General features: G+C 49.8%; 1 protein-coding gene. It reads left to right on the plus strand.

The features are described 5' to 3' along the window. Window positions 1-404, plus strand: a 404-nt coding sequence (locus tag H3O04_RS35745; RefSeq protein WP_272929928.1) for a molybdopterin dinucleotide binding domain-containing protein, incomplete at both ends; no start/stop codon positions are given.

A 404-nucleotide genomic window follows, 5' to 3' on the forward strand; every position in this document is an offset into this window, starting at 1 on the left:
TCTATACGCCGGGTTTTGAAAGTTATCAGGATCCGCTGAACAAACAGTATCCGCTGCAGCTTACGGGTTTCCACTATAAATCTCGCGTTCACTCAACTTACGGCAACGTTGATGTGCTGAAAGCAGCTTGCCGTCAGGAAATGTGGATCAACCCGCTTGATGCGCAAAAACGCGGTATCAACAACGGCGATAAAGTCAGGATCTTTAACGATCGTGGTGAGGTTCATATTGAGGCGAAAGTGACGCCACGAATGATGCCGGGTGTGGTCGCACTGGGTGAAGGTGCCTGGTATGACCCGGATACAAAACGTGTCGATAAGGGCGGTTGTATTAACGTACTGACCACTCAACGTCCGTCTCCTCTCGCTAAGGGGAATCCGTCACATACAAACCTTGTTCAGGTT

It is taken from the genome of Burkholderia sp. KCJ3K979 (assembly GCF_016759955.1).
Taxonomy (GTDB): Bacteria; Pseudomonadota; Gammaproteobacteria; order Burkholderiales; family Burkholderiaceae; genus Burkholderia; species Burkholderia orbicola.